This window comes from Litoreibacter sp. JB4-2 (assembly GCF_055693445.1).
In genome coordinates this window covers 1,884,933-1,909,257 of the sequence record NZ_CM146334.1, presented here as the reverse complement: position 1 = coordinate 1,909,257, position 24,325 = coordinate 1,884,933, and the positions used below count along the sequence as shown (strand labels likewise).

Annotated in this window: 22 protein-coding genes and 1 tRNA gene; 13 read left to right on the top strand and 10 right to left on the bottom strand. The window is 56.3% G+C overall.

All coding sequences use genetic code 11. The features are described from left to right. Positions 1-11: 11 nt before the first annotated feature. On the bottom strand, positions 12-1,010 hold the full coding sequence (locus ACZ1G7_RS09485) for a TRAP transporter substrate-binding protein (protein WP_472663568.1): 999 nt from the start codon (positions 1,008-1,010) through the stop codon (positions 12-14). A 58-nt stretch (positions 1,011-1,068) separates the two neighbouring features. Between ACZ1G7_RS09485 and ACZ1G7_RS09480 the strand changes: the two genes are divergently transcribed. Next, entirely contained in the window at positions 1,069-2,259 is a 1,191-nt protein-coding gene (locus tag ACZ1G7_RS09480) for a cytochrome P450 (protein WP_472663567.1), read from the top strand. 2 nt (positions 2,260-2,261) lie between these two features. Here ACZ1G7_RS09480 and ACZ1G7_RS09475 read toward each other — a convergent pair whose 3' ends face one another. From ACZ1G7_RS09475 to ACZ1G7_RS09460, 4 genes are all read right to left on the bottom strand, one after another. Then, entirely contained in the window at positions 2,262-2,573 is a 312-nt protein-coding gene (locus ACZ1G7_RS09475) for a hypothetical protein (protein WP_472663566.1), read from the bottom strand. 457 nt (positions 2,574-3,030) lie between these two features. Continuing rightward, the gene (locus ACZ1G7_RS09470) at positions 3,031-3,807 is read right to left on the bottom strand and encodes an ATP-binding cassette domain-containing protein (RefSeq protein WP_472663565.1); all 777 of its coding nucleotides are present in this window, start codon (positions 3,805-3,807) and stop codon (positions 3,031-3,033) included. After that, entirely contained in the window at positions 3,807-4,847 is a 1,041-nt protein-coding gene (locus ACZ1G7_RS09465; protein WP_472663564.1) for an ABC transporter permease, read from the bottom strand. Before ACZ1G7_RS09465 ends, ACZ1G7_RS09470 begins: the two co-directional genes overlap by 1 nt. Positions 4,848-4,929: 82 nt before the next feature. Then, a complete protein-coding gene (locus ACZ1G7_RS09460; protein WP_472663563.1) occupies positions 4,930-5,949 on the bottom strand; it encodes a substrate-binding domain-containing protein in 1,020 nt (339 codons plus the stop codon). Positions 5,950-6,121: 172 nt separating this feature from the next. Between ACZ1G7_RS09460 and ACZ1G7_RS09455 the strand changes: the two genes are divergently transcribed. Continuing rightward, positions 6,122-7,324, top strand: a complete 1,203-nt coding sequence (locus tag ACZ1G7_RS09455; RefSeq protein ID WP_472663562.1) for an ROK family transcriptional regulator — start codon at positions 6,122-6,124, stop codon at positions 7,322-7,324. 163 nt (positions 7,325-7,487) lie between these two features. Here the strand turns inward: ACZ1G7_RS09455 and ACZ1G7_RS09450 are convergent, their stop codons facing one another. The 3 genes from ACZ1G7_RS09450 to ACZ1G7_RS09440 are packed head-to-tail and all read right to left on the bottom strand — an operon-like array spanning position 7,488 to position 9,043. Then, positions 7,488-8,012 (bottom strand): luciferase domain-containing protein, encoded by a 525-nt coding sequence (locus ACZ1G7_RS09450; RefSeq protein ID WP_472663561.1) that lies wholly within the window; start codon positions 8,010-8,012, stop codon positions 7,488-7,490. Positions 8,013-8,034: 22 nt separating this feature from the next. Then, positions 8,035-8,517 (bottom strand): nuclear transport factor 2 family protein, encoded by a 483-nt coding sequence (locus ACZ1G7_RS09445; protein ID WP_472663560.1) that lies wholly within the window; start codon positions 8,515-8,517, stop codon positions 8,035-8,037. Positions 8,518-8,575: 58 nt separating this feature from the next. Continuing rightward, positions 8,576-9,043 carry an ester cyclase gene (locus tag ACZ1G7_RS09440; protein ID WP_472663559.1) on the bottom strand — a complete coding sequence of 156 codons (468 nt, stop codon included), beginning with the start codon at positions 9,041-9,043 and terminating at the stop codon, positions 8,576-8,578. A 132-nt stretch (positions 9,044-9,175) separates the two neighbouring features. Here ACZ1G7_RS09440 and ACZ1G7_RS09435 point away from each other — a divergent pair, with 132 nt between their 5' ends. Beyond that, entirely contained in the window at positions 9,176-10,051 is an 876-nt protein-coding gene (locus ACZ1G7_RS09435) for a LysR substrate-binding domain-containing protein (RefSeq protein WP_472663558.1), read from the top strand. 167 nt (positions 10,052-10,218) lie between these two features. Here ACZ1G7_RS09435 and rtcR read toward each other — a convergent pair whose 3' ends face one another. Then, entirely contained in the window at positions 10,219-11,808 is a 1,590-nt protein-coding gene (gene rtcR / locus ACZ1G7_RS09430) for an RNA repair transcriptional activator RtcR (protein WP_472663557.1), read from the bottom strand. A 178-nt stretch (positions 11,809-11,986) separates the two neighbouring features. Here rtcR and ACZ1G7_RS09425 point away from each other — a divergent pair, with 178 nt between their 5' ends. The 7 genes from ACZ1G7_RS09425 (at position 11,987) to ACZ1G7_RS09395 (ending at position 19,798) form a co-directional block, all read left to right on the top strand. Beyond that, complete coding sequence (locus ACZ1G7_RS09425) at positions 11,987-13,543, top strand: vWA domain-containing protein (RefSeq protein ID WP_472663556.1); 1,557 nt, start codon at positions 11,987-11,989, stop codon at positions 13,541-13,543. 227 nt (positions 13,544-13,770) lie between these two features. Then, positions 13,771-13,846: transfer RNA gene (locus ACZ1G7_RS09420), tRNA-Asn, on the top strand. 118 nt (positions 13,847-13,964) lie between these two features. After that, positions 13,965-14,990: a hypothetical protein gene (locus ACZ1G7_RS09415; protein WP_472663555.1), complete on the top strand. Its 1,026-nt coding sequence runs from the start codon at positions 13,965-13,967 to the stop codon at positions 14,988-14,990. A 116-nt stretch (positions 14,991-15,106) separates the two neighbouring features. Beyond that, positions 15,107-16,531 carry an RtcB family protein gene (locus tag ACZ1G7_RS09410; protein ID WP_472663554.1) on the top strand — a complete coding sequence of 475 codons (1,425 nt, stop codon included), beginning with the start codon at positions 15,107-15,109 and terminating at the stop codon, positions 16,529-16,531. Positions 16,532-16,819: 288 nt separating this feature from the next. After that, positions 16,820-17,917 (top strand): RNA ligase RtcB family protein, encoded by a 1,098-nt coding sequence (locus ACZ1G7_RS09405; RefSeq protein ID WP_472663553.1) that lies wholly within the window; start codon positions 16,820-16,822, stop codon positions 17,915-17,917. A gap of 65 nt (positions 17,918-17,982) precedes the next feature. Further along, positions 17,983-18,552, top strand: a complete 570-nt coding sequence (gene prfH, locus ACZ1G7_RS09400; RefSeq protein WP_472663552.1) for a peptide chain release factor H — start codon at positions 17,983-17,985, stop codon at positions 18,550-18,552. Continuing rightward, complete coding sequence (locus ACZ1G7_RS09395) at positions 18,545-19,798, top strand: AAA family ATPase (RefSeq protein WP_472663551.1); 1,254 nt, start codon at positions 18,545-18,547, stop codon at positions 19,796-19,798. Before prfH ends, ACZ1G7_RS09395 begins: the two co-directional genes overlap by 8 nt. 337 nt (positions 19,799-20,135) lie before the next feature. On the opposite strand, the gene ACZ1G7_RS09390 is transcribed toward ACZ1G7_RS09395, so the two are convergent. Further along, on the bottom strand, positions 20,136-20,846 hold the full coding sequence (locus ACZ1G7_RS09390) for a GntR family transcriptional regulator (RefSeq protein WP_472663550.1): 711 nt from the start codon (positions 20,844-20,846) through the stop codon (positions 20,136-20,138). Positions 20,847-21,081: 235 nt separating this feature from the next. Here ACZ1G7_RS09390 and ACZ1G7_RS09385 point away from each other — a divergent pair, with 235 nt between their 5' ends. Genes ACZ1G7_RS09385 through ACZ1G7_RS09375 form a run of 3 tightly spaced genes read left to right on the top strand, consistent with a single transcriptional unit; the run spans position 21,082 to position 24,324 of the window. Further along, positions 21,082-22,062 carry an ABC transporter ATP-binding protein gene (locus ACZ1G7_RS09385; RefSeq protein ID WP_472663549.1) on the top strand — a complete coding sequence of 327 codons (981 nt, stop codon included), beginning with the start codon at positions 21,082-21,084 and terminating at the stop codon, positions 22,060-22,062. A 52-nt stretch (positions 22,063-22,114) separates the two neighbouring features. Continuing rightward, a complete protein-coding gene (locus ACZ1G7_RS09380) occupies positions 22,115-23,401 on the top strand; it encodes an ABC transporter substrate-binding protein (protein ID WP_472663548.1) in 1,287 nt (428 codons plus the stop codon). 59 nt (positions 23,402-23,460) lie between these two features. Further along, positions 23,461-24,324 carry an ABC transporter permease gene (locus ACZ1G7_RS09375; RefSeq protein ID WP_472663547.1) on the top strand — a complete coding sequence of 288 codons (864 nt, stop codon included), beginning with the start codon at positions 23,461-23,463 and terminating at the stop codon, positions 24,322-24,324. The last annotated feature ends 1 nt before the right edge of the window (position 24,325 follow it).

The following is a 24,325-nucleotide window of genomic DNA, read 5'->3' as shown; positions in this document are numbered from 1 at the left end:
TTGGTTCAGGATTAATCAGCGGCGAGCGCGCGCGCGGCGGCGATCAGCTCGCGCCCGCACTCGGCGGCCAAGTCGGCTTCAAGTCGTGTCACGGTGCCTGCGGTCGCGTCAATCCACTCCTGACGCAGCGCCGCATCGGGGGAGATCACTTCGCCCCCCGCATCGGTGATCTGCGCAGGCCCGGCAGCGCCCCAAGCGGTCCACCAATCCGGGAATTTCGCGACCAAAGCATCGCCCGAGATGTCATCCACAACAGATTGCACATCGGCGGGCATGTCGTTGTAGCTGTCCTCGTTCATCACGAAATAGAAGGGCGTAGTATAAGCCCCGATCTCAATCGCATTGGTGGTCACTTCTGTGATGCGGAACTCTTTCAGGCCCGCCCAAGGCAGCACAACACCGTCAATCGCACCGGTTTGCATGTTCTCGTAGACCTGCCCCGGCGGCATACCGACCGGGATTGCGCCGAGGTCTTCCAACATTGCGGCGATGAACGGCGACGGCACGCGAATGCGCAGCCCGGCGAGGTCTTCGGGCTTTTCGACACGCTTGCCGTTGGTCGCGAGGACACCCGGATCATGGGCCATCAGGCCGAGCACCTTTACGCCCTCATGTTCCTTGGCCAGATGATCGGGGAACAGGCCCCAAAGCACCTTATTTGCCTCCTCGACACTGTCTGTGAGGAAAGGAAGCTCGACCACCTGCGTGCATGTAAAGCGACCGCGCGGAATGCCATGCAACCCGAAGGAAATATCCGACAGACCGTCCTGCGTTTGATCCCATTGCTTGGTGATCACGCCAAGCGAACTTCCCGCCGTTTGAATATCCACGGCCACCTGACCGCCGGACTTCTCTTCAAGCTCGCGGGCGAATGGCTCCAGAAAATCCACATGCAGGCCCAGAACGGGCGGCAGATAGTGCGACATGGTTAGGTTGATGTCCTGCGCTTGCGCCGGAACCGTCAAAGCGACGGATGCGCAAAGGCCCGCGATTGCAGTACGATACATCATGCATTCCTCCCTTATGCAATATTGTTGACCAACGTTAGCATAGTTGTATTTTGAGGCAATGAATTATTCCGCGCCTGCTTCGAGCTGCCCAACTGACGAGATCGATCTCTATTCCGATGGGGTCATTCGCGATCCATGGCCGCATTATGCGCGCTTGCGCGAGAAAGGCCCGGTGGTCTGGATGGCGGCGCATGGCAACTTTGCCTTCACGCAATACGACATCGTCCGGTCGGCATTGCGCAGGCCGGATATCTATGTGTCTAGCAAAGGCGTGGCGGCGGATGATTTTGGCTGTGCGCATTTGCAAGGGAACACTGTCGCCTCGGATGGCGCGCGCCACGACGCGTTGCGCGGAGCCATGCAACCGCCATTGACCCCAAATGCCGTGCAGACCTACCGCGCCCGGATCGAAGATGTAGCGGCAGACTTAGTCGATGCTGCTGTGGCCAAGGGGTCCATCGATGCTGTTGAAGACTTGGCCCAAGGGCTGCCTTTGGCCGTTGTTCGGGATCTTGTCGGGCTCCCCGATTTCGGGCGCGAAAACATGCTGAAATGGGCGGCGGCGGCGTTTGATGTGCTTGGTGTCCAGAACGCGCGCGGACAGGCGGCGTGCACAGCGATACAGGAGATGCGGGAGTTTATCGGTCGCGAGGCAACACCTGACAAACTCAAACCCGGCAGTTGGACACATCGGATCAGTGAAATGGCTCGCACCGGAGACATTGACCCAGACCTCGCACCCTTTGCCATACGGGACTATATGAACCCGAGCCTGGATACGACGATCTCAGCTATCGGTCATTTGATTTATTATCTGGCCTGTGATCCGACGGCATTTGCGAAGATCAAGGCAGACCCGGACCTCATCCCCAATGCGGTTCAAGAAGCGATACGCCTCGGGACGCCCATTCGATCTTTTACGCGGCACGTTGCAAGCGAGGTAACTGAGGCGGGTATCGTGCTCCCCCAAGGCGTGCGGGTCATGATGCTCTTTGCGTCAGCCAACCGCGACGAAACCGTGTTCGCGGACCCCGATACCTTCGACATCTCACGCAAAAACACACGTCGCCACTTGGGCTTCGGTGCCGGTGTCCACATGTGCGTCGGCATGCACCTCGCATTATTGGAAATCGAATGCCTCATCGCGCGATTGGCCAGCAAGGTGTCGCGACTTGAACTTCTTGATCATGAGGTTGTCTTGAATAACTCCATCTGCGCCCACGCAAGATTGCACGTTAGGCTGAGTTGAACTTACCCGCGTGAGAGGGGTCTGCCTTCTGCTTTGAGCCTCTTGTTCAGGATCTGGCGAACCTTGATACCCTCATAGAACTGTTCGATTGCCGCATTAGAGGTAATTCCTACTGACATGTCATCATTTGATACGTTGAACACTTCGTAGCCCAGCCCATCAGTTTTCAAGCAGCAATCGACCATGTGCCCCAAATCGCGAGCGTCGATATGGGCAAAGATTTTGCGGCGGCGGAGCGCAAGGTTTTCCATGAAATGCGGAAACATCTCCGCATATTCGTTCGGTTCAATTACGTTGTAGATCCGAAGTCCCAAATACCGAAACCTGTCCGAGCCAGAAAGGACCGGGTGGTCATCTCATTGTAAGTCGTCAAGACGTTTTTCCGAAAACACTCACCATAGGTACAAATCATAACGCGTGGGATAGCAGCAAAGTGCACGACTGCGTCATATGTCGGAATGCCAGTGCCCGTTTCCAATTGATGACTTTCGATGAACTGGGACATAGCCCCTATGACTTGGCCTGCATCGCAAAGGTCGACCAACAGTTCGGGACAATTTTAAACCCTAGAGCGTTCGGTCCACATTGACAGCGTGATGGCCTTGCTGTCGCAAATGCGAGATCGCCATTTGCCCGCCTTGCCACTGCCGCCTGCAAAGAATACTCGCATATCGCTTTCCAATGTCCACCACGTTGCTGCCAACTAGACTTGAGCCAAAGTCTGCCCGTTCAACAAGCCGATGCCATTCCATACTTTAGTTGGGCTAGTTGTTAGGTGACCACATCACTCGTGGGCGCTTCTTTGGCACCAGTCATAAATGCAACGGCGTCCGACATCGTGTAGTCTTTGGGATTTATCACGCACAGCCGTTTGCCAAGGCGGTGAATATGAATGCGATCCGCCACTTCAAAAACGTGCGGCATGTTGTGGCTGATCAGAATGATTGGAATGCCGCGTGATTTGACGTCTTGGATCAGTTCTAGGACTTTACGGGATTCCTTGACGCCTAGAGCCGCAGTAGGTTCGTCAAGGATAATCACTTTGGATCCAAAAGCCGCCGCTCGCGCAACGGCGACGCCTTGGCGCTGACCACCAGAGAGCGTTTCAACTGCTTGATTGATGTTTTGGATCGTCATCAGGCCAAGTTCTGTAAGTTTGTCGCGCGCCAAACGCTCCATCCTAGCGCGGTCAAGCTGGCGAAATACGGTGCCCATGAAGCCTGATTTGCGGATTTCGCGCCCCATGAACATATTGTCTGCGATTGATAGTGCGGGCGACATGGCAAGGGTTTGATAGACAGTTTCGATCCCTGCTTCCCGTGCTTGGATGGGGGATTTGAAGCTGATCTGCTGCCCTTCTAGATAGACCTGGCCTTCGTCCGGGGCGACGGCGCCGGAGATAGCTTTGATCAAGGATGATTTCCCGGCGCCATTGTCGCCTATGACCGCAAGAATTTCACCGGGCATCAGATCAAAATCGCAATGATCCAACGCAGTGACTTTGCCGTAACGTTTAACTAGCCCGCGGCCTTTAAGAATAGGTTCCATTAAGCGGCAACCTTTCTGATCCATTGATCCACTGCAACAGCTGCAATGATGAGGACACCGATCAGCAAATATGTCCATTGCGCGTCGGCCCCCATTAGGCGCAAGCCCAACGTGAAAACGCCGACGATCAACGCGCCGAAGAAGGTGCCAAGGATCGATCCCCTGCCGCCAAACAAGGATATTCCCCCGATTACGACCGCCGTGATGCTTTCGATGTTCAAAAGCTGGCCGGAGGTAGGGGAGACCGATCCTATGCGCCCGATTAGCGCCCATCCAGCAAGGCCGCAGATACAACCGGCGACGGCGTAAACAGAGATCAGCGTGGCTTTGACATTTACACCGGACAGCTCGGCCGCTTCCGGGTCATCTCCTACGGCGTAGACATGACGGCCCCACGCGGTATGGCGCAGCACGTAAGCGAGTATGATGACCAGCAGGACCATCAACAGAACGCCGACGGTGAAAACAGCCCCGCCGACTTTGAATTTCGCGCCCAAAAGCTGCAACAGAGGCGCGTTGTTGGCGATATCCTGACTGCGGATCGTCTCATTCGCGGAATAGAGGAAATTTGCGGCAAGAACGATTTGCCACATGCCAAGCGTGACAATGAAAGGCGGTAGCTTCATTGCGGCGACAAGCCAGCCGTTCAGATAGCCAATGGCAGTGCCCGCGATCAGCCCGCAGGCGACTGCGACTTCGACCGGCATACCGTAGCGAAATGTGAATTGGCCCATCACGACAGAGGAAATGACCGCGATCGCGCCAACGCTGAGATCAATACCGGCTGTCAGAATGACCAACGACTGCGCGGCAGCGACGATTCCAACGATTTGCACCTGCTGCAGAATTAGAGTGAGCGCGAATGGCGAGAAGAATTTCGAGCCAAGCAACAGGCCAAAAACCACAATGGACGCCAGCAACACAATCAGCGGAACCAGAGCCGGATTGATGTGAAGCCAGTGCTGCAACGTGCCGAAAAGGCCGCGATGCGGATCTTCGAATTTTGCCACGCCATCGTCCGTTGTTTCTGCGCTCGACATATTGCCCCCTTCAGTTCGTCAAAAAGGGGCGCGCAATGGCGCCCCTTATCGTCAGTCTAGGCTCGTTTGGCGGTTTTCGCCATTAGCCCCAGCAAAGCTCCGTGCCTTTGGTGGTGTCGATGCTTTCAACGCCTGCGGCAGGCTCATCAGTGACAAGCGCAACGCCGGTGTCAAAGAAGTCCTTGCCCGGTGTGTTTGCTGGCTTGGTTCCGTCCTTGGCCCAGGCTGCAATCGCTTCAACACCTTTGGACGCCATAAGCAGAGGATACTGCTGCGAAGTCGCGCCAATAATGCCGTCCTTAATGTTCGCAACGCCGGGGCAGCCGCCGTCAACAGACACGATCAACACGTCGTTCTCGCGACCGATTGACTTGAGCGCTTCATAGGCACCCGCTGCAGCCGGTTCGTTGATGGTATAGACGACATTGATTTCTGGATCTTTGGCCAGAAGGTTCTCCATTGCCTTGCGGCCACCTTCTTCATTCCCCGCCGTTACATCGTTGCCGACGATACGCGGATCGGTTTCATCGCCCCATTTGTTGGGATCACCCAGATCAATACCAAAGCCCTGCAAAAAGCCCTGATCGCGCAGAACGCCAACTGTTGGTTGTGACACAGCCAGATCAAGCATTGCGATCTTGGCGTTTGCTGCGTCATCGCCCAGCTTTGCAGCGGCCCATTTGCCGATCAACTCACCCGCAAGAAAGTTGTCGGTGGCGAATGTCATGTCTGCTGCATCGATGGGTGACAAAGGCGTATCAAGTGCAATCACGACAAGACCTGCGTCACGCGCTTGCTGAACAGAAGAGACGATAGAAGACGTGTCAGATGCCGTCAGCAATATGCCTTTTGCACCGTCAGCAATACAGGTCTCGATTGCTGCAACTTGAGTTTCATGATCGCCGTCGACTTTACCTGCAAAAGATTTAAGCGTCATGCCAAGCTCTGCCGCTTTGGCCTCAGCACCTTCTTTCATCTTCACAAAGAATGGGTTGGTGTCTGTTTTTGTGATCAAGCAGGCCGTGACAGCATGAGCATCAGCAAAGGCAGCTCCTGACATTGCCGACAGGGCAACCGCGGTTGAAGCGAATAGTTTTTTCATAATGTCCTCCCAGACGTTGATCCGAACATGCGGAGCGAACTCCCGCGAAACCTGCGGGATTGCCCTAAGGGAATACTGATTCTACCAAGCTCGTCAATAAATAAATAAACTTGATTTATTAATTTAAGATAGTAGCTTTATCGGGCCGATATTTGCGTATAAGCCCTGTTTTATGGATGGATCGAAGATCAGAGCGTTAAGTGGAGGTGTGAACCAGAGCGGTTTACGCAATCATAACGAGCGCCTGCTTCTGTCCATGCTGCAACGCAATGGACCTATGCCCGGCAGCGATCTGGCACGGATCGCAGGGCTGTCACCACAGACTGTGTCGGTCATCCTTCGTAAGCTGGAAAAGGACGGGTTGCTGGAAAAAGGCGCGCCGGTGCGCGGGAAAGTCGGAAAGCCATCTATTCCGATGAAGCTCTGCGCCGATGGTGTGTTCTCGCTTGGCATCAACATAGGGCGGCGCAGCGCGAAGATCATCCTAATGGATTTTCACGGAAAGATCCGCGCTGAAACCGCAACGACTTTTGACTACCCGTTGCCCGTCGAGTTGTTCGATTTTTTGCATTCAGGCACTGTTGAATTGACAGAGGTCTTGCCTGAAAAACTGCGCAAGCGAATATGTGGAGTCGGCGTTGCGGCGCCGTTTGAGTTGTGGAACTGGCACGAAATGGTTGGAGCTACTGCTGAAGAATTCGCGCTTTGGAAAGACATCAGTTTTCATAACGAATTCGCCGAATTCTCCAGCCTACCTGTTCACGTGGTCAATGATGCTACTGCAGCTTGTCGTGCCGAGCACGTTTACGGACGCGGCAAAGAATTCAGAGACTATGCGTATTTCTTCGTCGCCGCATTCGTCGGCGGGGGTATCGTGCTCAATCATTCTGTCTTTGAAGGACACCAAGGGAACGCGGGGGCACTTGGTTCGTTGCGCAGTGTCGGCCCCAATGGCGAGAGTAGGCAATTGATAGATATCGCTTCCATTCACTTGTTAGAAGCGCGTTTGTCAGAGGTTGGCTTGGATCCCAAAGGACTTTGGAGCAATGATGATTGGGGTCCTTACGAACGCTATGTTGAACCATGGATTAGGCAAACCGCCCAAGAACTTGCCAAAGCTGCCCTTTCGACCTGCGCGGTCATCGACTTTGAAGCGATCCTGATCGACGGCGGGTTGCCGCCGGAAGTGAAGCAAACTTTAGTTGAACGGACCCGTCGGTATATTGCCAATCAGGATACGAGGGGCCTGATCCCGCCTCAAATCGAAGCTGGGGAGATAGGTCGTAAAGCTCGAGAGATAGGAGCCGCATGTGGACCAATTTGGTCTCAATTCCTGCTAAAATCAAACGCTGGATTATCGGAAATATCAGGCTAAATACGCGCTTTCCTGTTGCTTCTCTAGTTCAGGTGCCGGACGCGACCAACCCACAACGTAATATGTGAATTGTCAGGTAGCGCTTTCAATCTCAGGCTATGAAGCCCACCGAACCTTGATTTTTCAACCGAAAGCATGGCCGCGTGAATTGGCAAAAAGAAAGCTAGTCCTGACCAGTCACAAAAACATAGGAAGCCTGAACGAGGTCCAATACAACCTCCAGCTCTCCGGCGTTAGTTGGAGTGAAGATCATGACAAAACCTTCCCAACCTGGTCTTTGGTTTGCCCAAGGGTGGCTGACCGCCCAGCCCGCCTCGACGGCTTGCCTCGCAAGGACCGGTGATAGAGACGCATGTAGACTACCGTCAGGGTGAATGTGGGCGAACTCTCGTCCGCCCACGATGACGTAAGGACGCGCCACGACAACATCGTCCTTGATCCAGAACCCCAAAGCGCCAGGCAGCGAGATCACGGTCTTGCGGATATCGACACCGGGGATCATCGCGACTTTGTCTAGAAGGGCTTCGGAGATTTCCGGCACTGGCTCAACTCCGATCTGCACATGCGGCACCCCATTAGTGGTTTCCGGAATGGGTGTCGTCCGCATCGGCAGTTCATTGGCTGCAAGTGCCGAAGGCACCGCCGCAAACACCAGTATTGCACTAAGAATGGTTGTTCGGATCGACATGGCACGCCTCCTTCGTCAGTGTCTACCCGTGATAGGCTTGGCTGACGGCAAAACTGTCTTCGAACCAATGCCACAAAATGACTTGGCCGTCGCGAACTTTGGCGCGAAGTGCAAAGGTGAACTCGCCGATCTCCTTGCCGGATTTCGTCGTCTCGCCATTCATCTTGCCGAAGACAGCAACGGTGTCACCTGAGGCGAACGCGTCGGTGTTCTCCCACATTGTGGTCTCGAAGTTCGACGAGAAGACCCCAAGAAAGGCCAAGATCGCTTCTTTGCCTTTGGAACCGCCCACCCAGGGCAAGGTCTTATCGCCTTCGTTGTGCCAGACCATGTCGTCGGCCATGAGCGCGCCCACAGTCTCCATATCTCCGCTACCCATTGCGCCCATAAAGCGCATGACGATGTCAATGCTGGCTTCGGAACTTTCGTCCGCCTTTGCTTGAACGCCAATGACCAGCGCCAGGGCCGATAGGCCTGTGGACTTCAAAACAGTTCTGCGTTCCATTGGTGATTTCCTTATGATTTGAGATGTCGCGGCCTTGGAGCGACGCCAATGTTTCAGTTCAACGACCGGAAAGTTGGCCCAATGCGCCCGCCCAGTCTTCGACGTGGTAGGAACGGGCAATCTTGCCGTCTTCCAGCTCGTGGATGTCGATGGTCATGATGTCGAAGCTGCGGCCTTCGCCATCGACACCGAACATTGGGCCGACAGGAGTTCCAGTGGCACGGCTACGGACGGTGACGAAATTGCCGTCCTGATGCATGACCTCAACGGCCCAATTCAGATCAGGGACAAGTTGACCAAACCCGCCGATCTGTCCGAGGAACCCTTCACGGGTTTTGTTTTCTCCCGAGTAGTCACCGACGCTCTCCCAATCATCGGTGATAGAGGCTTCGAACGCCGCAACGTGATCCTGAGACGTGGGGTTGCTGAGTAGGTCGTAGAAGCTCTGAACCGTGGCCGTGTCATCGGCCATGGCGGTGCCTGCAAGGGTCATGCTGGCGACAAGTGCAATTGGCATCAGTTTCATATCGATCTCCATCGTTTGGGTTTGTTTCTTCTTCGTAGGAGAGAGATATTGACGAAAGATTGTTTTGTGTATCTGCTAATGGCAGACAACACAGTTCGGCAAAACAGAACAATGATTGACCATCTGAGACACATGGCCATCTTCGCACGCGTCGTGGACCTTGGCTCATTTCGCGCGGCAGCAAAGGATATTCGATTGGCGCCGTCGCGGATCAGCGAGATCGTGACAGGGCTGGAGGATTTTGTCGGGACGACCTTGCTCAACCGCACAACCCGAAAAATCGCGCTTACAAACGAAGGACGTAGGTTCTATGCGCACGCGGTCGAAATGGTGCGCAGCGCTGAATCTGGCCTCGATGAGTTGAACGCTTTGACACTCGAACCCGCTGGTTCACTGCGAGTATCCGCCCCGGCCTTTATGTCTTCATCAAACATTGCCACCGCAATGGGAGACTTCACGCGGCACTATCCACATGTGGATTTGTCCGTCTCATTCACCGATCTACCGGTTGATCTGTTGGAGGCTGGATATGATTTGAATATAAGGGTTGGCTGGCTTGACGACAGTTCTATGATGTCACGCAAGCTCGGCGAAATAGAACGGGTGCTTGTCGCTGGTGTGGACTACGCGAAATCTCGACCCGATCCGAAGCACCCAGCAGATCTCGAAACTTGGGACTGGATCAGATACGCACAGCGTTCGAATGCGATGGAGTTTAAATCCCGTTCAGGACGCTCTGTGAAAGTGACGGGACGTTCTCGGCTTCAGGTCGACAGTATTGATGCATTGCTTCACTATGCGCGTCTCAACTTCGGCGTGACGGTTCTGCCTAGATATCTCGTCGACCGGGCGCTGAATGCCGGCGCGTTTTTGGAACTCCTAGAGGATTGGAGCCTTGCCCCATTGGGCATCTACGCAGTCTGGCCAGACCAGTCGCGAAGAGAAAACCTCACGGTTCACTTCGTTCGCTTCCTTGCTGAGCAACAGGTTCATTCCAAAACGCAGTAAGAAACACAACGAGACATACTCCCAGATGAGGTCACGGCCCAGAGCTGCCGTTGATGTTTTGCCGCTGCGCTTCAATGCGGCGTCCGGAAAGTTGACCTGAATCGGCTTAATGAAATCTGGCGAATGCTTGAAAAAGCGGAAAGGAGCATGCCTCTATGCAAAAAACTTCAGGTAGGCAACTTACCCTCAAAGGTCTGAACGTCGTCCCAGCCCAAATCGAACTTAGCAAGGTACTTCCTCAGGCGGTCAGAGTCGTTTCTGCTGGAGCGCTTTGCCCGTGATTGCGCGAAGAGACTGCGCCCCGCTGCGCTCAGATTTTCTGACTGCCGGCAGGCTCGAATGACAAAGGCCAGTTGGACAACGTCAAACGGGTCAAGCATTTCGGCGGCGTCGCCCATGACGGTTTTCAACAGGATGCTGTCTGGCTGCGCCTCTATAGCGGTCCAGTTCGAGCGCAAAGTTGAGATTTCATCACTCACCATCGCTTGCGTGATACGGCCTCGCGGTGCCAGCGTGCAAAGCCGTTGCACCGACCCGCTTAGGTCGCGGAAATTCGCGGGCCACAGCGTTGCTGGGTCCTTGGCAAAACGGATGTAGCTGGCGGCGGCGTCGGAATTGAACCCAAACTCCGCCCCAAGCTGGTGACTGGTACGCACAAGCTCGTGCATCAAATTAACATGAAAGTCTTCGGGACGTTCGCGCAGCGCAGGCAAACGAAAGCTCCACATATTGATCCGGGCCAAGAGGTCTGGTCTAAATCTTCCCTCCGCTACCAACGCGGTGAGATCCTGGTTCGAGCTGGCGATGACTTGAAAGCGGCTTGTGACCTCATGGTCAGACCCCAGCGGATAGTAGCGGCCCGTTTCGATGGCGTGCAAAATGACCGCCTGTTCGTCTAACCCCAATTGGTCCAGCTCATCGAGAAGCAAGATGCCACCATCAGCCTCTCGCAGAAGCCCCCCTCGTTCACTACCTACCTGTCCCGACAAAGACCGACGTTGCCCAAAGAGCATGGCCAGTGCATGGTCGCCTTTCAACGTTGCGCAATTGACATGCACCATGCGGCCTTTGACGCGGCGGCGCTGCAGCTTGAGATCATAAATGCGCTGCGCCAGTTCCGACTTGCCGGTGCCCGTCTCGCCGAGCAGCAGGATCGGCGCGTCGGAGGCCCCGGCCACCAGTTCGACCTTATCTATCATCGCGTTGAAGGCGGCGTTCTTGGTCTCGATGCCGCCTTTCAACAGGTCGCTGTTCTCGCGCGACATCAGATCGAACCGTTGTTGCAGCGCGTTGTAGCGGCTGAGGTCGAGGTCGATGATGTCCATGCTCGGCTGCGCGTCCTCACCACGTGGTGGGCCGGTTTGTAGCAAGCGGGCAGGGACATGGCGGCTTTCGGCCAGCAGGAACCAGCAGATTTGAGCGACATGGGTGCCGGTGGTCAAGTGGACGTGATACTGCTCGCGGTCCTCGTCGAAGCCGTAGTCGCGGGCGAAGTCGAACATCGCGCCGTAGACTTCTTGGAAATCCCACGGGTCAGCGAGGTTCATCTCGTTCAGCAGGACCTCGGTATCCGGGGACTTATGGCTGATCTCGCGCTGTACTTTCTCGGCCAACCGCAGGTAGCGCTTGTCGTAAAGCAGTTCCAACCGTTCAACTGGGAAGTCGTCATGGACCACAAGGCTGGGCGTAGGCTTCCACTTGCGCATTTTGCCCATATCCAGCTTGGTGCCGAGGAACCCAATGACAACGTTTTTCATCTTTAGCGATCCAAATAGATAAATTGCGATATATTTTGATCGTATATTAGGTGGGAGTTTTTAACAAACCTGTAAATTTCCATTTTAAATCATGGAGTTGTCAGGTTTTACAGTTTTCCTTTGGCTCGGATGCGTGATCAGCCAGATTGATCCTCGTTAAGAAGAAGGAAACAGAGAAATGGCGAACAAATCCGTGTTTGCATCGATGAAGGGCCGGTTGCTGCCGAAAGCAACCACGACGAACGCTGCGGCGGCGCCGGCCTATTCATACTCTGATGCGCATCGCCTCGCGCAGGTCGCCGTGACAGGCACCTTCGCCGGGCTTCACTACCAGACTGCCGAGGAGCAGCTGGAATACGTTCTTGATCTGGCCGAAAGCGTTGACCCGCTGACGCTGGCACAGACCGCGATCTATGCCCGTGAAAACGGGAACATGAAGGACATGCCGGCCGTGTTGCTGGCAGTTCTGGCGCGGCGCAACCCGGTGCTTGTCCGGGCAGCTTTTGGGCGGGTGATCGACAACGGCAAGATGCTGCGCACCTTCGTGCAAGTTATTCGCTCGGGGCAGACGGGGCGCAAGTCGCTTGGGTCAGCGCCCAAGGCCATGGTGCAAAACTGGCTGAACACCGCGTCCGACTGGGCGTTGCTGAATGCCAATATCGGCAATGACCCGTCTTTGGCGGATGTCATCAAGATGGTGCATCCGAAGGCCGAGACGACTGAGCGTGACGCACTGTTTGCGTGGATCGTGGGCCGCCCCTGTGAGAATGCGTTGCTGCCCAAAGCGGTGCAGGAATGGATGGTTTTTAACAAGACCGGCAAAGGGCCTTTGCCCGATGTGCCATTCCAGATGTTGACCCAGCTGAAGCTGACGCCGAAGCATTGGGCCCGTATTGCCAAGAACGGCAGCTGGCAGATGGTGCGCCAGAACCTCAACGCCTTCCAGCGCCACGGCGTGTTCGAGGTGTCCCGAGAGTTGAAGCGCATCGCAGCCCTGCTGCGGGACCCTGAGCGTATCGCAAAGGCGAAAGCCTTTCCGTATCAGCTGATGGTCGCACAGCAGCATCTGGCCGACGGCATGCCGCGCGAGATCGTGGATGCGTTGCATGACGCGATGGAAATCGCGGTGGGCAATGTGCCGATGTTTGACGGCTCCGTTGCTGTGGGCGTCGATGTGTCCGGCTCGATGCGGGCTCCGGTGACGGGTCACCGTGTCGGGGCCACATCGAAGGTGCGGTTCGTGGATGTGGCGGCGCTTGTCGGTGCCAGCTTCCTGCGTCGCAACCGCCACGCGACGGTTCTGCCGTTCGACTTCGTGGTCCGCGACACGCGGCTGGAGCCGCGCGACACGATCCTGACCAACGCCCGCCGGTTGGCGGAGTTGGCCGGGGGTGGCACGGATTGCTCCGCGCCACTGTCTTGGCTGAATGAACGTGGCCGCGCCCCCGATCTGGTGGTGCTGGTCTCCGACAACCAGTCCTGGGTCGACGCGCGGCGTGGCGGGAACGCGACCAACGTGATGGCGCAATGGGAGGTGCTCAAACGGCGCAACCCGAAGGCCAAACTGGTCTGCATCGACATCGCCCCATACGGGACGACGCAAGCCAAGGAACGCGAGGACGTGTTGAACGTCGGCGGGTTCTCCGACGCGGTCTTTGACCAGATCGCCAACTTTGCTGCCGGGACCCACGGGCCTCAGCACTGGGTGGGCGAGATCGAAATGATCGAGGTTTAAAACAACGGATCGGGCGGAATGCCTGTGGGACTACATCTTGAACATGTGACGCGTCTCGCAAAGTCACTTGTCCGCCCGATCCACTCAAGAAAAATGCTGGCGAATGCCGGTGGAACTACATCGTAACCCTAAGGTCGCGGGTTCGAGCCCCCCCCACGCAAGTGGGTAGCTCAGTTGGTAGAGCATAGGCATCATGTTTCACCAAACCCTTGTCGCCAGTTCATTGTTCGACCGTAGCTCAGTTGGTAGAGCGCCTGACTGTTAATCAGGATGTCGCAGGTTCGAGCCCTGCCGGTCGAGCCAGACAAAAAGACAATCCGGGGGAATGCCCGTGGGAGTACATCGCTATGGTACGATCCGCCCTGAAAGGGCCTCTCACGATCCACTTGTCCCCAGGACCCTAATTTGAAGAGTGAAGACAATGAAACTGAGTGACGACCAAACAAGGATGATTGCGGCCTTTGATGAAATCATGGTCGGCTTGAATCGTGGCAAACTCGACACTGGCGCATTGTCGCGGTTTCAAAATGAGCGAGCCTCAATCAGCCCAGTCACATTGATGCGGCTGGACGACCAATTTCGGAGGCATCGCGGAGCGGTCGGACACGCAACAAACCTGTTCAACTTGTTCCATAAGCCAGCATCTGCAGAAAGGTTGCTCGAAACGCATCCCGAATTCGCACAAGCTACGATTCACTCAACAAGCGGTTTCATACGCGAACACGCTGTACATCGTTTGCCATGTGCGGCTTTTGACGTTCTCGATCATGTCGCATTGATTTGTCGGTGTAACGATCATGTACCGCCAGTGCGTAAGGCCGCTTTGAAGCGGTGGGAAGCTGCTTGTAAGGCGGCTGAGCGGAAAACACTTGTTGCACTTCTACCGGTAGCGTTAGACCGCATTCAAGCCTGGCAGCGGGGCGGTCAAGTAGCACTAACCTATTTGGAGCGGCGTGATGACTACCCACTTCTGCTTGAAGCCATGTTTCTACAAGAGTCAGTCGGCCCCCTCGCTAGACGGTTGCGGTTTGCCTTGCGGGGCCCCGAATTGGACGCCTCACTGGGCAAGCTTTCCATGGCAGCGAAATCGCCATTCGTGAGGGCTATTGCAACAAAGGCCGTACTGGAAGGCATAACTCGACGGCAAATTGGCTGCACTTGGGAATGGGTCGACAAATCTATCTCGCTTAGACGCCGTTTACCAGAATTTGACGTCCGCAAGTTGGAAATCCCTGCCACCACCCGCCAAAAGGTGCTGAGAGCCGCAGCTCGAGACAAAAGCGTCGCCGTACGAAAATTGGCATTGGATTACCTGACGACGGTTGGACCCGAAGGTTACGATGCAGAACTAAACTTCCTACGCCGCGATGGTCGCTATCCGATCACATGGCGCATGGAGTACTTCGAGAGGAAATGGGGCGCAGGCCGCCCCGACCTCCCAAACTAAACCGAGAACAATTTGGGGGAATGCCCGTGGGAGTACATCGCTATGGTACGATCCGCCCTGAAAGGGCATCTCACGATCCACTTGTCCCCTGGAACCTAATTTGAAGAGTAAAGAAAATGACCGAAGACACTGAAACCGAGGCCGTGACCGGCCATCACCTGAAAGACTGGGGACACTCCCCTGGGCCTAACTTTGCGGACCTGCTTGCGCGGGCCAATGAGATGCGGGCGGAAGGCTACGGCCTTGTGCGCATCCAAAAGGAGCTGGAGCCGGAGATTGTCCCCGAGCCGCCCAAGATTGAGCTGCACCCTGCGGGCGCAATTGCCTTCCATGAAAACATCCAAGCCAACGGCGCGGATGAAGAAGACAATGTGGAAAAAGTGCGCGAAACCATGCGGGCCGTAATGCGAACCCCGACGGTGGTTGCAGGTGCAGTGATGCCAGATGCTTGCCCCGCAGGGCCGGTTGGCACCATCCCTGTGGGCGGCGTGGTTGCGACGAAGAACGCGATCCATCCGGGCATGCACTCGGCCGATATCTGTTGCTCTGTGATGATGACGGATATGGGCGAGGCGGACCCCAAGAAGGTTCTGGATGCAGGCCAAGCGGCCACGCATTTCGGCCCCGGTGGGCGTCCTCAAGGCAAGCGGTTCACAACGTCGCTGAAGCTGCTGGATGCGTTTCGGGAGAACAAGTTTCTGAGCAACCCCAAGGTCATGCGCATGGCGCAGGAGCATATGGGCACGCAAGGCGACGGGAACCATTTCATGTTCGTCGGCACCTCGCGCAAGACGGGGCGCACGGCGATGGTGACGCATCATGGCTCGCGTGGGCCGGGGGCGGTTCTGTATAAGCTGGGCATGGAGGTTGCGGAGAAATACCGCCGCAAACATTCGCCAAAAACGCTGAAACAGAACGCTTGGATTCCAGCGGATTCTGAGGATGGCGCGGCCTATTGGGAAGCGCTGCAGCTGATCCGCCAGTGGACCAAAGCCAACCACAATGGGCTGCATCAGGCCGCTGTGGAAGGCTCGGGTGCACAGCCGGGCGAGCGGTTTTGGAACGAGCACAACTTCGTCTTCAAGCGGGGCGATCTGTATTACCACGGCAAGGGGGCGACGCCCGCTTGGGGTGATTACGCGGCGGATGCTACCGGGCTGACGCTGATCCCGCTGAACATGTCGGAACCCGTTCTGGTGTTGCGCGGCAAGGATCGTGACCACGCGCTTGGGTTCAGCCCGCATGGCGCGGGGCGAAACTATTCACGTTCCGAGCATAAGCGGCGGATGGGCGGGATTACCCCTGACCAGCTGCTGAAAGCGGAAACCGAGGGGCTCGATATCCGCTTCCATGCGGGCGGTGTTGATGCGTCGGAGCTGCCGTCGAGCTACAAGAACGCGGTCGCCGTGGTCGAGCAAATCAAGACCTATGATCTGGCCGAGATCGAGGACTATATCGATCCCTATGGCTGCATCATGGCGGGCGACGTGCCGCCCTTCTGGAAAAACCGGAAGAAAAGAAAAGGGATGCGGGCAGCTTAACTGCTGCCCCATTCACACCCAGCGTGGCCATTTGATCACAACTTCAACTGAGGCCAAAAGCGCCTGTTGATGGAATCATTCATGACCCCTTAGACAGAGCGCTCATTCGGTCCCCAAAAAGGACCCCACCCGAACCCCAGAGATGAAAGGGACGTAACTTGCTTATTAACTGTCGCGCCCTTCCGGGGCTTATCAGCATCTAAGTCGCATTCCGGCTTCCATCTGATGGATTGGCCCGCGCCAGCACGCACGGGACCTCACTGCATACAATTTTCGGGTATTTAACTCATGGGCAATTCTGTCTTGGGTGGTGTTTCGTGTGCTGACCTCAGCGACGGCACCATCACTAAATTCTATACTTCCGCGGCCTGGATCGAAGGCCGCGCGGAAGATCAACTGAACCACGTCGCGTCGTGGGACGGGGTCCGCAAGATCGCGGCCTTTCCCGACCTGCATCCCGGCAAATACGGGCCGGTGGGTTGCGCTATTTTGGCCGACCGCATCTACCCGCAGCTGATCGGCAGCGACATTGGCTGTGGCATGGCGCTGTTTGCTCTAGACCTGCCTCAGCGCAAGCTGAAGTTGGAGAAAGCCGTGCGCCGTTTGCGCGCGTTGGGCGCGCCCTCTGTTCAGGACTATCGCGGCGATCTGGAACAGATCAGTCTGCCAGATGATCTGTTCGCGGATGCGCTGGGCACCATTGGCGGCGGCAACCATTTTTGCGAGCTGCAAACGCTGCAGGACGCAAAACCGGGTTCTGGATTGGAGGTGGGTGACTTGTACCTGCTAGTTCACTCTGGGTCGCGAGGCTTTGGTAACGAGGTGCTGAACGCCGCCTTGGCGGGTGAGTCTGACTATGTTGTTGGGCATGACCAAGCTACCACATGGGCAAAGCTGAACCGCCGACTGATCGCGGAGCGTGCCGCGCATGCGCTTCGCTGCGAGCCGCGGCTGATTGTGGATGTGCCACATAATATTCTGAGCAAAGAGGGTGGCGGCTGGTTGCACCGCAAAGGAGCTGCTGTGTCAGGTGCGCTGACGCCCTTGGCAGGGTCGCGCGCAACGCCAAGCTATGTGGTGCGTGGGCTGGGTCACCCGGATGCGCTCTGCTCGACAGCTCATGGGGCGGGTCGGCGCTATGATCGGTCATCCATGCATGGGCGTGTGCGGGCCAAACGATCCGACCTCGAGGCCATGGCGCGCACACCCTTTGGCGGGCGCGTCATTTGTGAAGATAAGGACCTGCTAATTGAGGAGGCCGCTCTGGCCTATAAGGACGCCGGCGCCGTGGTTGCGGACCTGCAAGCACTCGGCGCAGCGGACGTGGTGGCCAAACTGCACCCGCTGGTGACCTTCAAGAAAACCCGCGCTGAGGGCAGATCATGAGGGCTTGTCTTTTCATAACCAGCGGCCACGGCCCTGTGGAGTGCACTCAGGCGGTTGCCGGTGTCTTGCGCAAAATGGAGCAGGAGGCCATCGCGTATGATCTGCACATTGACTGCGCTGTTATGCCTGCCAAGCACGGAGTGAAATCTGCAGTACTGACCATCGAGGGGACCAAGGCGGCGCGTTTTGCGGCTGAGTGGCGTGGGACCATTCAATGGCGAGCCAACAGCCAGCTGCGGCGCAACTACAAGCGCTCTAATTGGTTCATTGGGGTCTTTGAAATTACGCCCGACACTGAGAAACTCATACATCTGGAGCCGTCTGACGTAACCTTTGAGACATTCCGTGCGGGCGGACCTGGCGGGCAGCACCAAAATACCACTGACAGCGCCGTAAGGGCCACTCACGTCCCCAGCGGGGCCACTGTCGTAGCCCGTGAGGAGCGTTCGCAACATCGCAACAAAGCGCTGGCGCTCTCTCGGCTGCACCGATTTTTGAGCGCCCGAGCCGCCGCCGAGGAAGCTGACCGCAAGTCGGCGCAGAACAACCTGCACTCCCAGCTGGAACGCGGCAATCCGGCGCGCTGCTTCAAGGGGCCAAAATTTGTTGAACAGAAGAGGTGGCGTAATGACTGAAGCATTTCACACATTCATAGCAGGCGCGGTTTCGAGCGACTTCTTTGCGGGCGGCCTGGCGCTTGGCGCGTTTGGCGTGGCCGCCGCCATGCTGCGGCTGCTTTTCTTCAACGTTTACGGCTTCGTACTGCGCCGCATCTGGGTCAGCCTGACGCTGGACAACCGATCCGACGCCTACCGCAATTTCTGCCTATGGATGGAGTCCAATGAGGTGCTTGCTCGGTCCAAGCATGTGCGCATGACGGACAATACATGGTCCTTTGGCACCAAGGGCTTTGCCCCTGCACCGGGCAGTCATTGGTTTTGGCGCGACGGCCAGCTATGCCGCTTTAGCCGCTCCATCGACGAGAAGGCCAAGGTCGGCGGCTCCTATGACACCCGGCTGATGGAGACGTTGCACATCACCGTACTGTTTGGGCGCGTGGCCACCATTCTCGGCTGGATCAATGAAGGCAAGAAGATCGCACGCAGCCGCGATCGAATTGGGCCTGGCCTGCACATCTACCGCTCAGACTATTGGGACGCGATGGGCGACGTGCCCGCACGGCGCATTAACACCGTACTGGTAGATGACGACCGGGTTGAGCGTGTCCTAGAGGACATGCGTTGGTTTTACGGCGCATCCGACTGGTATGCGCAACGCGGCGTGCCATGGCGGCGGGGCTACTTGTTCTACGGCCCGCCCGGAACCGGCAAATCCAGCCTGATCCGCGCCTTAGCATCTGAGCTATCGCTGGACATCGCCACGCTGGATGTCGGGCGGACCGAGCTGAACGATGAGGGCTTGCGGGAGGCGATGATAACGTCACCGGAACGATCCCTGCTGGCCATTGAAGATGTGGACGCCATTTTCAAGGGGCGTAAAAGCGAAGAGCAAACCACGGGTGTCAGCTTCTCGGGGTTGCTGAACGCGATCGACGGCGTGGCCGCACAAGAAGGGCGCGCCTTGATTATGACCACTAACCACCGCGAGCAGCTGGACCCCGCGTTGATCCGCCCTGGGCGGGCCGATTTGCACATGAAACTCGATCTGATCAACGGCAAAACCGCTGGGCGCTTATTCGATCGGTTCTTTCCAGATCATCCAAGTTTTAAGCAGGAGTTTGTTGCAGCAATCGGCCCGCGTCGCCTGAACCCTGCTGAAGTACAGGGGTGGTTGCTTCAAAACTCTCATTGTCCACGCCAGGCTACAGAGAAGGAAAGACAGCCTTGGAACAACCACGATGCTAAGGCGCTCCGCGTTTAACTGATCCATCTAACCGTGACATTCAGCTAAATTGTATTGAGAATGTTTCAAACAGCGTGGCACATAGCTAACGCATTTGTACGTTCGCGGCCCTTACCAGACATTGAGCCCTGTCACCGAATGCTGCGGCCGTAGTCCGCATTGTCGACATTCGCCGCAGCCGCAAAATCAGGTGGTAGGCGAACTCACAATTTCGGGACAAAACTGCTGTTAGTCGCGATTGGGCCAATGACTGCTCGTCGAGAATTGAGCAACTACGGTTTCAGAATAGCTGTGCCACAATCCGTGTCTCTGATTTCGGGCGATAAGTTCATCGGGACGGATGTCTTGCCCTGTTTCAGCGGTTTGCATCAGGCAAGAGCATCGCCCTCAAGTTCTGCTCAACTGCCGGAACGTCGTTCAGATTGAGCGCGGAATGCAGATCGACCAGATGACTTTGCATCAATTCTTCCGCGCGCGCGTCATCGTTGTCGCTGATGGCCTTGATCAGGGCATGATGCGCTTGGCTTTCACATAACGCGCTTTCGCGGCGCCAATACAAAGCGATGATCAGTGAAGATCGTGCAACCAAGACGTTGATCAAATCCGCGATGGTTTGCTGTTGGGCTATCCGCGCGATTTCGACGTGGAACCTACCGGATAGATATAAGGCACGTCCACGGTCACCGGCATCGATTGCGGCATGCTCTTGCGTGATGTGATCGGTCAGCAGCGCGACATCGCTTGCAGTGGCTTTTTGGGCGGCACTACGGGCTGTACGTGGCTCCAACAATTCGCGGGCCTCGAAGACTTCTTGTGCCTCGGTCAGACTGGGCTTTGCGACATAAGCCCCGCGGTTGCGTTTGATTTCGACGATGTGCTGATGCGCAAGCGACTGGAGCGCCGTGCGCACGATAGTGCGCGAGACGCCATAAATATCCGACAGGTCGTCTTCGCCCAACTTAGTGCCGGGTGCCAAACGGTGTTCGTGAATGGCTTGCGACAACGCATTGGAAACGGTGTCGGCATTGGCATGGCTAGAAGCGGCTTGCGGTGTGGTCAGCGTCATGACGGGTCTCCTGCACCATGAGATGCCAGAGCCAAGTTGGGGACACAAGTCAATCGAAATGACCACAATTTCATGCTTGATTGTATACAATATTGTGCGCAATTTTTCATCGGTGTGGGGCTGTTTCGCTTAAAAGCTATGCCTTCGCGGCAGATCGCCGGCGACTAAGGCTCAAAATGATTGTGTCATCTGCGTTTGGACGCGCTGCTAATCTCATCTGCAAGATGGGGGCGGTGTGAGCAATCAAGATCTCGAATTGGTGTCAGTAACCAAGCGCTACAGCGCGACAGTTGCTGTGGACGCCATAAACTACCGTTTCAAATCTGACGGCTACACCTGCCTTCTGGGCCCATCCGGCTGCGGGAAATCCTCGACCCTGCGCATGATTGCCGGCCATGAAAGTGTCAGCGACGGGTCAATTGTTCTGGATGGCCGCGATATTTCGGTTTTGCCGCCCGCGCAGCGCGGCACAGCGATGATGTTTCAGAATTACGCCTTGTTCCCCCATCTGAGTGTCCTCGACAACGTCGCCTTCAGCCTAAAAATGAAGGGCGTCGACACTGCCAAGCGACACGGCGAAGCGCGCGACATGCTCGCGCTGGTAGACCTGACGGATCTTGCGGACCGGTTACCTGATCAACTCTCTGGCGGCCAACAGCAGCGCGTGGCCTTGGCCCGCGCCCTTATCACTCGCCCGCAGGTTTTGCTGCTGGACGAACCGCTCTCTGCCCTTGACCCGTTCCTGCGCATCCGCATGCGGGGAGAGTTGCGCAAGCTGCAAAAAGAGCTGGGGATCAGCTTTATCCACGTCACGCATGGCCAAGATGAAGCGCTCGCCTTGGCGGACGACATTATTGTGATGAACAACGCGGTGATTGAACAAGCTGGCCCGGCCCGCGCGGTCTTCAACGCGCCGCAAACCCGGTTCGTGGCGCAGTTTATGGGTGGGCATAACGTCGTGGCCCTTCCAGACGGTCATTTTGCGATCCGCACTGATGCGGTTTCGGTCACCGCCCCCACCGAGGGCGCGGTCGAGGGCAATGTGACGGCTGTCGAATATCAAGGCACCCATGTGTCTGTGTCGGCAAAAATCACAGGCGACCAAGAGGTGCTGGCCCTGATCCCAGACACCACCTTCTTTGCAAACCCACACCACCCCGGCGACCGGATCGGTCTGCACTGGGACGCCAACAATCAACACAAACTGATCGCATGAACTGCGGCGCCTTCATTTCCAACCAAAAGACGACCGACAAGGAGACTGAACAATGACGAAATTCACCCATAGAAATGGCCTGAGTCGCCGGACTTTGCTGAAAGGGGCCGCATCAACGGCGATTGCAGCAGGGGCCACGACACTGGGCGCACCGATGGTCTGGGCACAAAACATCAAGGATGTGACGCTGCGCCAGTTCGGCACGGGCGTGTCCAACCTCAATGACGTCGCCAACAAGGTCAAAGAAGACCTGGGCTTCACGCTGGAGATGACCGCGCTTGATACCGACAGCGTCACTCAGCGTGCCGCCACGCAGCCCAACAGCTTTGACATTGCAGATATCGAGTATTTCATCTGCAAGAAGGTTTGGGCCGCGGGCAATTTGCAGGCGATGGACACCACAAAGATCGACAATTACGACAAGATTGCCGGCACCTTCCGCAGCGGTCTTTTGACACCTGAGAGCACCATCGCGCAGGGGACAGCCCCCCATACTGTTGGCTTTACATCCGGTCCAAACGGGACTGACTTTGTGCAGGAGGAATCCGGTTGGATGACCCTGATCCCAACGATTTATAATGCCGACACGCTGGGCATCCGCCCTGACCTGATCGGGCGTCCGGTTTCCAACTGGTCCGAGCTGTTGAATCCTGAATTCAAGGGCAAGGCCTCGATCCTCGATATCTCATCCATCGGGATCATGGACATGGCGATGGTTGTGGAATCCATGGGTGAATACACCTACCCAGACAAAGGCAACATGACCAAAGAAGAGATCGACCTAACCATCGGCATCTTCACCGAGGCCAAGAAAAACGGCCAGTTCCGCGCCTTCTGGAAGTCGTTTGATGAAAGCGTCAACCTGATGGCGTCGGGCGAGGTTGTGATCCAGTCGATGTGGTCACCCGCCATTACGGCGGTCAAATCCCAAGGCATTCCATGTGTCTACCAGCCGCTGGAAGAGGGCTATCGCTCGTGGGGCGGGGGCCTCGGGATCTCGGCAGCATTGTCAGGCATCGAATTGGAAGCCGCCTATGAATATATCAACTGGTATCTGTCTGGCTGGGTCGGCGGGTATCTGATGCGTCAGGGCTACTACTCTGCGGTTCCAGAGACCTCTAAGGCGTTCATGTCAGATGACGAATGGGGTTTTTGGTACGAGGGCAAGGCTGCCGCAGGCGACATCCTGTCCCCAACAGGTGACAAACTCGCCGGTGCCGGTGAGGTCCGCGACGGCGGGTCCTTCCTTGACCGGATGGGGTCTGTTGTGTGCTGGAACTCCGTCATGGATGAGAACCAGTACATGGTCCGCAAGTGGAACGAGTTTATCGCCGCTTAATGCCCAAAACCGGGTGCGCTGCCATGCGGCGCACCCATCCCAAATTTCAAGAAGACCCCATGAAGAAGCTTCGCAACAATCCAGCTATTTCCAGCCTACTAATGGTATCGCCATTGGCGGCGGTTTTGCTGATTTTTCTGGTGCTTCCTATTGTCCTGATCGTCGTCGTCAGCTTCTGGCGGGCCACGGAGTTCTCGATCATTCCGGCCTTTGAATTCGACAATTACGAATTCCTGTTCGGCTCCCCCGTGACCTACACGGTGTTCTTCAACACGTTCAAATACGCGCTGATCACATGGGCCTGCACATTGCTGATCGGCTTTACCGTTGCCTATTATCTGGCCTTTCACATCCGCAGCCTGACTTGGCAAATCGCGATGTTCCTGCTGTGCACGATCCCGTTTTGGACAAGCAACATCATCCGGATGATCTCCTGGATTCCATTTCTGGGCCGCAACGGGATCGCCAATTCGACGCTCATGTCATGGGGGGTGATTGACGAGCCGATTGAGTGGCTGCTGTTCTCAGACTTCGCCGTCATCCTCGCCTTCGTGCACCTCTACACGCTGTTCATGGTTGTTCCGATCTTCAACACGATGATGCGGATCGACAAATCTCTGATCGAGGCTGCGCGCGACGCTGGTGCCAACGGGGCGCAAATCTTGTGGAATGTGATCATCCCGCTGACCAAACCGGGGATCATGATTGGGACGATTTTTGTGGTCACATTGGTGATGGGGGATTTCATCACCGTCCGCTTCATGAGCGGCAGCCAATCGGCAAATGTGGGTCGCCTGATCTCAAACGACATCGCCTTGCTGCAATACCCCAGTGCCTCGGCCACGGCGATTGTTCTGCTGCTGACCGTGCTGATCACCATCGGCATTCTGTTGCGCTTCGTCGATATCCGGAAGGAGCTGTAGA

Excerpts from the sequence above, each read along its gene's own strand:
- ACZ1G7_RS09485 (WP_472663568.1), bottom strand. The coding sequence starts at position 1,010 with ATGATGTATCGTACTGCAATCGCGGGCCTTTGCGCATCCGTCGCTTTG.
- ACZ1G7_RS09480 (WP_472663567.1), top strand. The coding sequence starts at position 1,069 with ATGAATTATTCCGCGCCTGCTTCGAGCTGCCCAACTGACGAGATCGAT.
- ACZ1G7_RS09470 (WP_472663565.1), bottom strand. The coding sequence starts at position 3,807 with ATGGAACCTATTCTTAAAGGCCGCGGGCTAGTTAAACGTTACGGCAAA.
- ACZ1G7_RS09465 (WP_472663564.1), bottom strand. The coding sequence starts at position 4,847 with ATGTCGAGCGCAGAAACAACGGACGATGGCGTGGCAAAATTCGAAGAT.
- ACZ1G7_RS09460 (WP_472663563.1), bottom strand. The coding sequence starts at position 5,949 with ATGAAAAAACTATTCGCTTCAACCGCGGTTGCCCTGTCGGCAATGTCA.
- ACZ1G7_RS09455 (WP_472663562.1), top strand. The coding sequence starts at position 6,122 with ATGGATGGATCGAAGATCAGAGCGTTAAGTGGAGGTGTGAACCAGAGC.
- ACZ1G7_RS09450 (WP_472663561.1), bottom strand. The coding sequence starts at position 8,012 with ATGTCGATCCGAACAACCATTCTTAGTGCAATACTGGTGTTTGCGGCG.
- ACZ1G7_RS09445 (WP_472663560.1), bottom strand. The coding sequence starts at position 8,517 with ATGGAACGCAGAACTGTTTTGAAGTCCACAGGCCTATCGGCCCTGGCG.
- ACZ1G7_RS09440 (WP_472663559.1), bottom strand. The coding sequence starts at position 9,043 with ATGAAACTGATGCCAATTGCACTTGTCGCCAGCATGACCCTTGCAGGC.
- ACZ1G7_RS09435 (WP_472663558.1), top strand. The coding sequence starts at position 9,176 with ATGGCCATCTTCGCACGCGTCGTGGACCTTGGCTCATTTCGCGCGGCA.
- rtcR (WP_472663557.1), bottom strand. The coding sequence starts at position 11,808 with ATGAAAAACGTTGTCATTGGGTTCCTCGGCACCAAGCTGGATATGGGC.
- ACZ1G7_RS09425 (WP_472663556.1), top strand. The coding sequence starts at position 11,987 with ATGGCGAACAAATCCGTGTTTGCATCGATGAAGGGCCGGTTGCTGCCG.
- ACZ1G7_RS09415 (WP_472663555.1), top strand. The coding sequence starts at position 13,965 with ATGAAACTGAGTGACGACCAAACAAGGATGATTGCGGCCTTTGATGAA.
- ACZ1G7_RS09410 (WP_472663554.1), top strand. The coding sequence starts at position 15,107 with ATGACCGAAGACACTGAAACCGAGGCCGTGACCGGCCATCACCTGAAA.
- ACZ1G7_RS09405 (WP_472663553.1), top strand. The coding sequence starts at position 16,820 with ATGGGCAATTCTGTCTTGGGTGGTGTTTCGTGTGCTGACCTCAGCGAC.
- ACZ1G7_RS09395 (WP_472663551.1), top strand. The coding sequence starts at position 18,545 with ATGACTGAAGCATTTCACACATTCATAGCAGGCGCGGTTTCGAGCGAC.
- ACZ1G7_RS09390 (WP_472663550.1), bottom strand. The coding sequence starts at position 20,846 with ATGACGCTGACCACACCGCAAGCCGCTTCTAGCCATGCCAATGCCGAC.
- ACZ1G7_RS09380 (WP_472663548.1), top strand. The coding sequence starts at position 22,115 with ATGACGAAATTCACCCATAGAAATGGCCTGAGTCGCCGGACTTTGCTG.
- ACZ1G7_RS09375 (WP_472663547.1), top strand. The coding sequence starts at position 23,461 with ATGAAGAAGCTTCGCAACAATCCAGCTATTTCCAGCCTACTAATGGTA.